The following is a 7,179-nucleotide window of genomic DNA, read 5'->3' as shown; positions in this document are numbered from 1 at the left end:
TCCGCGCCGCTTACGTGATCGCCCGCCGCGATTTCGTCGCGACGGTCTTCCGCCGCACTTTCCTGCTGTTCCTGCTCGGGCCCTTGTTCCCGGTGCTGCTCGGTTTCGGCTACGGCGGGATGGGGGCGAAGCTGGCTGAGGACACCGCGCGCCCAACGGTCGCGGTAATCGCGACGTCCGCCGCGTTCGAACCGCTCCGCCTCGCCCGCGAGCGCTTCGCCGAGGCTGGCAGCGACGCCCCGCCGGTCGAGCTGGTGCGGGTCTCCCCCGAACCCGATCTGCCGACCCAGACCCGGCGCCTCCTCGCCCAGAAGTCGCCGCCAGTCATCGCCGTACTCGGCGGCACGCTCGACAAGCCGACCCTCACCGGCACGGTTAGCGGCGACGGGCGGACCGCGGCGCAGCTGCGCCATCTGCTCGACGATGCCCGGTTCGCCGTGAAGCCGTCGGCGGCCGCCCCTGAACTGACTGTCGTCACCGAAAAGAGGTCGGGCGGCACGCTCGCCACCGCCCGCGGGTTCACGGCCCGCGCCGGACAGACGATCGTCTTCCTGCTCACCATCCTTCTCGCCGGCGCGGTGCTGTCGCAGCTGATCGAGGAGAAATCGAACAAGGCGATCGAAATCCTCGCCGCCGCCGTGCCGGTCGACGCGATCTTCGTCGGCAAATTGTTCGCGATGCTGGCGATCAGCGTCGTCGGGATCATCGTTTGGACACTGGTCGGTAGCCTGGCGATCGCCACCTGGACCCGCGGCGGCCTCGGCGGGCTGCCGACCCCGGCGGTCGGCTGGCCGGCGTTCATCCTCCTCTCGGTGCTCTATTTCGCTACCGCCTACCTGCTGATCGGTGCGGTTTTCCTCGCGATCGGCAGCCAGGCGGCGAGCGTGCGCGAGATCCAGACGCTCAACATGCCGGTCGTGCTCGGTCAGTCGATGGTCTATTTCTTCGGTGCGGCGGCGGTCGGCCATCTCGATGAGCCGAAGGGGCTGGCGGCGGCGATCTTCCCGTTGTCTTCCCCCTTCGCGATGATCGCGCGGGCGGCGGAGCAGCCGATGCTGTGGCCGCACCTCGGCGCCTTGCTGTGGCAGGCGCTGTGGGTCACGCTCATCCTGCGCGGCGGGGCGAAGCTGTTCCGCCGTAACGTGCTGAAATCGGGCCCCCAAAATCGCCGTTGGTGGCGCGGCCGCCGCGCCTCTTCAGAGATTATTCTACCGAATAAGCCCTAGCCCGAAATCGCGACGCGCGCATTCTCCTCGAGCTGTGTCATCAGCGCGCGGTGGGGGAATGGGCCGTGGCTGATCCGGGCGATGCCGGCGCTGGCCCATTGCGCCCGGGTCGGCCCGCCGGGGAAGGCGATCGCGTTGACCGGCAGCGGCGATGCCTTGCATAATTTCTCGACCAGCTTGAGGTCGCCCAGCCGCGGCGCGAAAAAACCGTTCGCGCCGGCGTCGGCGAAACCCAGCGCCCGCTCGATCGCTTCGTCGAGCATCGCCGCGTCGTGCGTTTCGGGCTTGTGCTTCAGGAACAGGTCGGTGCGGGCGTTGATGAAGAAATCGGTCCCCACCGCCTTGCGGATTTCCGCGATGCGCCGGACTTGCAGCTTGAGCGGATGCAGCCCTTCTCCGCCGATCACCTGATCCTCGAAATTGCACCCAACCGCGCCGGTCGCCGCGAGCAGCGCGACATTGACGCCAGCGGCGACCGGGTCGGTCGAGTAAGCCCCCTCAAAATCCACCGACAGCGGCACCGCGACCGCCGCCGCGATGCGCGTGGCGTTGGCGAGCGCGAACGCAATCGGCACCTGTTCGCCGTCGGGCCAGCCACTGGCGTCGGCGACGGGATGGCTGCCGGTCGCCAGCGCCTTTGCCCCCGCCGCAACGACCGCTTTGGCGCTGCCGACGTCCCAGATGTTGTACAGGACGACCGGATCGCCCGGAACGTGCAACGCGGCAAAGGCGGCGAATTTATTGGTCATTCTGCGGCACTCGTCAGTTGCTGGAAAAGTTCGACCTTGATCCCGTCGCAATCGAGGATCCAGGTGAAGCGGCCATATTCCTCGTCCTGCCGACCGAGAATGGCGATGCCTTTCCCCTTGAGGTCGGCAATCATCGCGTCGAGATCATCGACCCTGAGGTTGATCATGAACTGATGGGTGCTTGGGCCGAAGTAATCGCTGTCCGCCTTGAATGGCGACAGAATGGAGTAGCCCTCGGGGTTTTCCGCCTTGAACGGGAACATCGCCCCCAATTCGCCGCCGACGCCAAGATTGTCACGATACCACGCCTGCGTCGCGGCCACGTCCGCCACCTTGTAAAAGACGCCGCCCAGTCCGGTGACCCTGGCCATCGCCATCCCCCTAGTGGACGAACCGCGCCACGACGTCGCGATAGCTGCGGCTGACCTTCACCTGCGCGCCGCTGTCGAGCACCAGGAAGCACTCACCATTCGTGTGCGGCTTGACCTGCTTGACCAGATCGAGGTTGACGATGGTCGAACGATGAACCCGCTGGAAGCGGCGCGGATCGAGCCTTTTCTCCAGGTCCTTCATCGTCTCGCGCAGGATCAGCGTATTGTCGCCGGTCTGGATGCACATATAATCGCCGGCGGCATCGATCCGCTCGATCGTGTCGACGTCGACGCGGAAGATCTGGCCCTGGTCGCGGATGTTAATCATCCGTTCGAAGCGGTTGGCGGCAGGCTCGGCATTGAGCCCGTCCTCGGCGAAATTCTCGGCCGCCTCGGGGGCGTGCTCGACCAGCGCTTCCTTCAGCCGCTCGGCCTCCCCGGCGCCGCGCTTCTCGGCCAGCCGCTGGCGGACCCGGTCCATCGTTCCGGCCAGTCGATCTTCTTCGACCGGCTTCATCAGATAATCGACCGCATGCGCCTCGAACGCGCGCAGGGCATGGTCGCCATAGGCGGTGACGAACACGAACAGCGGTGGCTCGACTTCCATCAGCCCCTGAATGACCGAAAAGCCGTCGAATCCCGGCATCTGGATGTCGAGGAAGACCAGGTCGGGCTTGTGGGTCTTGATCGCGCGGATCGCCTCGCGCCCATTGGCGGCGGTGGCGACGATCTCGACATCGTCATGCGCCTCGAGCCTCAGACTGAGCCCCTGCGTCGCCAGCGGCTCGTCGTCGACCAGGATGGTGCGGATGCTCATGGCCTGTCCCTCATGTCCGTATCGTACGGAATTTCGATGATAACGCTGAACCCCCCCTTGTCGTTCGCTCGTGACGTGAAACCCACTCCCGCGCCATAGGCCTGCGCCAGTCGGTCGCGAATGTTCGCCAGTCCGACGCCGGTCGACTCCATCGCGCTGTGCACGGCATTGGCGCCGACGCCGCTGTCAGCGACCTCGATCCGCACACTACTCCCTTCGTGGCTCGCCGTCAGCCAGATATCGGCGCCGTCCTCGCTCGGGGTGACGGCATATTTGATCGCATTCTCCATCAACGGCTGAAGCAGCAGCGACGGCAGGCGCGCGCCGATGGTCTCGGCGTCGATGCGGAAATGCGGGCGCAGCCGGTCCTCGAACCGCATCTTCTCGATTTCGAGATAGAGTTTCAGCGTCTCCACTTCCTGCGCCAGCGTGACCATCGCCGTCGGCTCGTTGACCAATGTGTAGCGCAGGAACGACGACAGCCGCGCCAGCATCGCATTGGCCCGCTCGGTCTGCCGCAGCAGCACCAGCGTCGAGATGGAGTTGAGCGTATTGAACAAGAAATGCGGGTTGAGCTGATAGCGCAGCATCGCCAGCTGGGCCGAGCTCGCCTGGCTCGCCATCGCCTCGCGTTGCTCGATCTCCTCCTCCAGCAGGAGATAGTAATTTATGCCGTAGTAGAGGGCGGACCAAGCCGCCAACAGCGCGAAGTCGAGCAGGATCGCACCGAGATACTCGATGCCCGCCGGGCGCGCGTCGGGCCGCACGAAGGTCGCGTTGCTCCACGTCTCGATGAACGAGAAGGCGCCCGAGGCGAGGATCACCGTCGCCAGGCTGAGCGTGGCGGTATAAATCGAGCGCATGGTGATCAGGCGGCGATAGAGCGACCCCATCAGCAGCGTCAGCGAATAGCCGGTCGCGGTCAGCAACAGCGTGTGGACCAGGAACATCAGGCCCATCGAATTGGCGATGCCGCTCAGCGAGCGGAGGATGAAATAGCCCGTCCAGCCGGCCGACTGCAGCACCCAGAAGGCACGGTTCTTGTCATTGAAGAAGGGCTGGTCGAGCTTGACCCCCTCGAGGATCGGCCCGGCTGGACCCTTCGACCGGCGTGCGGACTGGCGCGGCGGCGGGGTGAGGCTGTCGGTCAGCGGCACCGCCGCCTCGATCAGCCGCGCCCCGTCGCTGGAACGCGCGCCGTCGTTGGCACGAACCGCATCAGTCGCCATTAAGAACGCCCGTCAACCGCATCATCCGCATATAGGCGAAGGGCGCGGCGGACCCAAGGGCGTCAGGCGTCCTTGCCCCCCGGCGTGTGCGCGCCCGGCATTGGCGGGACCGGAAGTGGTGGCGCGTCGGCGTCAAGCTCGTGGATCTCGTCTCTTCCCAGCCCGACGTGGCTCCGGCTGCGCGAATAGCTGAAATATATGACAAGCCCGATCGCGCCCCAGCCGATCAGCACGAGTTTGGCGATGAGGCCGAGGTATGCGTAGAGGACGACGCAGCCGATAATCGCCAGGGGCGCGACGACCCAGACCGCCGGGGTCCGGAAAGGACGGTTCCGACCCGGGTCCTTGCGGCGAAGAACCATGACCGAGACGGCGACCATCGCGAAGGCGAACAAGGTACCGGCATTCGAATAGTCGGCCAGCTTGCCGACCGGCAGGAACGCGGCTGCGAGCGTCACGACGATGCCTGTGAAGGCAGTCACCACATGCGGCGTCTTGTACTTCGGGTGCACGCTGGCGAGCTTCTCGGGAAGCAGTCCGTCGCGTGCCATGACGAAGAACACGCGCGTCTGTCCGAACATCATCATGAGAACGACGGAGGGTAACGCAATGAACGCGGCGAGACCCATCAGATTGCCGATCTTGACCCAACCGACCGACCGCAGGACGTGGGCGAGCGCTTCGTGGCTGCAAACCAGCGGTTCGTTGACGCCGCTCGCGACCAATGCGGCGCAGCGCGCCGCAAGTTCGGGGGAGCCCGGCGAAAGCGTCATGCCCGCGGCATCGGTGACGGGCTGCGCCCCGATGGCCCCGATCGCGCCCGCCGATACCAGGAGGTAAAAAACGGTGCAGATCGCCAAACTCCCGATGAGGCCAATCGGTACGTTGCGTTGCGGATTTTTCGTCTCCTCGGCCGCGGTCGAAACCGCGTCGAAACCAACGTAGGCGAAGAAGATGGAAGAAGCGGCACCGACCACCCCGATCGTTCCCCATCCATTTGGAATGAAGGGATGAAACTCGGTCATGTTCATGACGGGGAGGGTCAGGATCAGGAACAGGGTCAGGGCCGCGACCTTGACCGATACGAGCACCGCGTTGACCCGCGCGCTCTCGGTCGTCCCGATGATCAGAAGCCAGGTGACAAGGACAGAGATGACGATCGCGGGCACGTTGATCAGGCCGCCTTCAAGCGGACCGACCGTCAACGCGCGCGGAATGACGATGCCAAGGCTTCCTTTCAGCAACCCGACGAAATAACCGGACCAGCCGACCGCGACCGCGCTCGCACCGACTGCATATTCTAGGATCAGGGCCCAGCCGACCATCCAGGCCAGCAACTCGCCGACGACTGCGTAGGTGTAGGTGTAGGCCGAGCCTGCGACCGGAACCATCGACGCCAGCTCGGAATAGCAAAGAGCGGCCACGGCGCAGACAAAGCCGGCAATCACGAAGCTGATCATCATTGCGGGCCCGGCCTTCTGCGCGGCTTCCGCTGTCAGCACGAAAATTCCGGTGCCAATCACGGCCCCGACCCCCAGCATGGTCAGCTGGAAGGCTCCGAGCGAGCGGTGCAGGCCCTTCTTCGCCGCGGTCGCCAGGATGGCGTCGAGAGATTTGACGCGGTCGAACAACATGCACTTCCCCTTCGGATCGCGCCTCGTGGGCGGCTCTATCATCTGGCACGGAGCCTAGCGGCTATCTCGAACGGCGCAAGCGTCGCCAATCACTTGGCGACATCAGTCACTTGGCCAGCATTGGCCCCAACGGCGCACCGCCGAAGACATGGACGTGGAGGTGCGCCACTTCCTGCCCGCCGCGCTTGCCGGTGTTGGCGAGCAGGCGATAGCCCTGCGCGGAGGCCCGGGTCATCCGCGCCACCTCGCCGACCGCGCGGACGAAGTCGGCGATTTCGGGATCAGACGCTTTGGCGGAGAAATCATCCCATGAGACATAGGCCCCACGAGGGATGACCAGAACATGGATCGGTGCGAGAGGATTAATGTCGTGGAACGCCAGGCTGTGCTCTGTCTCCAGCACCGTCTTGCACGGCAGCTCGCCGCGCAGGATTCGGGCGAAGATATTGGCGGCGTCATAGGGCAGGCTGGAATCGATCGGCATTTGGCTCTCTCTTCGCTTGACCGCTTCGACCTGCGCGCTACCACGAACCCATGGTCGACGACACGCCCGAGAGTCTCATTCCCTACGACGAGATCGTGCAAGAGGCGCTGCGCGACGTCGTCGGACGGGTGCTGAGCGAGGTCGAGGCGACCGGCGTGCTGCCTGGCGGCCACCATTTCTACATCACCTTCAAGACGCGCTTGCCCGGGGTCAGCATCCCCAAGCATCTGATGGAGCGTTTCCCGGACGAGATGACGATTGTCATCCAGCACCGCTTCTGGGACCTGAGGGTTGCGAAAGATCATTTCACCGTAGGGCTGTCGTTCGGCGGCGTGCCTTCGACGCTGGTCGTGCCGTTTTCGGCGGTGACCGATTTCGTCGATCCGGCGGTCGACTTCAGCCTCAAGTTCCAGGCCAGCGGCGCCCCGCCCGAAGACGATGAGCATGACCCGCCCCAGAACGACGAGCCGCTCGCCGTGGACGACGGTTCCAACGTGGTGGCGGTTGACTTCACGCGGAAGAAATAGCGCGGCCCGCACTGCGATGCGTGGCAAAATCTTTTTTGCAGCTCCCACTTCTGAATCATTCGAGGCGAATCGGGGGCGTTGGCAGGGTAGAAACCATCGCGACGTTGAGGGCATAGTGCTGGCCGCTGGTCCTTTGCGCCCG

Annotated in this window: 8 protein-coding genes; 2 read left to right on the top strand and 6 right to left on the bottom strand. The window is 64.9% G+C overall.

The window, feature by feature from the left end:
- Nucleotides 1-1,226, top strand: a 1,226-nt coding sequence (locus RMN84_RS04340; RefSeq protein WP_309610975.1) for an ABC transporter permease, incomplete at its 5' end; no start/stop codon positions are given.
- Here RMN84_RS04340 and RMN84_RS04335 read toward each other — a convergent pair.
- The 6 genes from RMN84_RS04335 to RMN84_RS04310 form a co-directional block, all read right to left on the bottom strand.
- The gene (locus RMN84_RS04335; protein ID WP_309610974.1) at nucleotides 1,223-1,975 is read right to left on the bottom strand and encodes an isocitrate lyase/phosphoenolpyruvate mutase family protein; all 753 of its coding nucleotides are present in this window, start codon (nucleotides 1,973-1,975) and stop codon (nucleotides 1,223-1,225) included. The genes RMN84_RS04340 and RMN84_RS04335 overlap by 4 nt on opposite strands.
- Nucleotides 1,972-2,346 (bottom strand): VOC family protein, encoded by a 375-nt coding sequence (locus RMN84_RS04330; RefSeq protein WP_309610973.1) that lies wholly within the window; start codon nucleotides 2,344-2,346, stop codon nucleotides 1,972-1,974. Before RMN84_RS04330 ends, RMN84_RS04335 begins: the two co-directional genes overlap by 4 nt.
- Nucleotides 2,347-2,356: 10 nt before the next feature.
- Complete coding sequence (locus RMN84_RS04325; protein WP_309610972.1) at nucleotides 2,357-3,163, bottom strand: LytTR family DNA-binding domain-containing protein; 807 nt, start codon at nucleotides 3,161-3,163, stop codon at nucleotides 2,357-2,359.
- Nucleotides 3,160-4,392, bottom strand: coding sequence for a histidine kinase (locus tag RMN84_RS04320; RefSeq protein ID WP_309610971.1), 1,233 nt, complete (start codon nucleotides 4,390-4,392; stop codon nucleotides 3,160-3,162). Before RMN84_RS04320 ends, RMN84_RS04325 begins: the two co-directional genes overlap by 4 nt.
- 62 nt (nucleotides 4,393-4,454) lie before the next feature.
- Entirely contained in the window at nucleotides 4,455-6,026 is a 1,572-nt protein-coding gene (locus RMN84_RS04315; RefSeq protein WP_309610970.1) for an amino acid permease, read from the bottom strand.
- Between the two features lie 106 nt (nucleotides 6,027-6,132).
- On the bottom strand, nucleotides 6,133-6,510 hold the full coding sequence (locus RMN84_RS04310) for an HIT domain-containing protein (protein WP_309610969.1): 378 nt from the start codon (nucleotides 6,508-6,510) through the stop codon (nucleotides 6,133-6,135).
- Between the two features lie 50 nt (nucleotides 6,511-6,560).
- Between RMN84_RS04310 and RMN84_RS04305 the strand changes: the two genes are divergently transcribed.
- The gene (locus RMN84_RS04305) at nucleotides 6,561-7,037 is read left to right on the top strand and encodes a ClpXP protease specificity-enhancing factor SspB (RefSeq protein ID WP_309610968.1); all 477 of its coding nucleotides are present in this window, start codon (nucleotides 6,561-6,563) and stop codon (nucleotides 7,035-7,037) included.
- Nucleotides 7,038-7,179 lie beyond the last annotated feature (142 nt).

Source organism: Sphingomonas sp. (genome assembly GCF_031380695.1).
GTDB lineage: Bacteria > Pseudomonadota > Alphaproteobacteria > Sphingomonadales > Sphingomonadaceae > Sphingomicrobium.
Note: the sequence above shows the minus strand (reverse complement) of the source record. Positions and strands in the feature narration are given on the sequence as shown.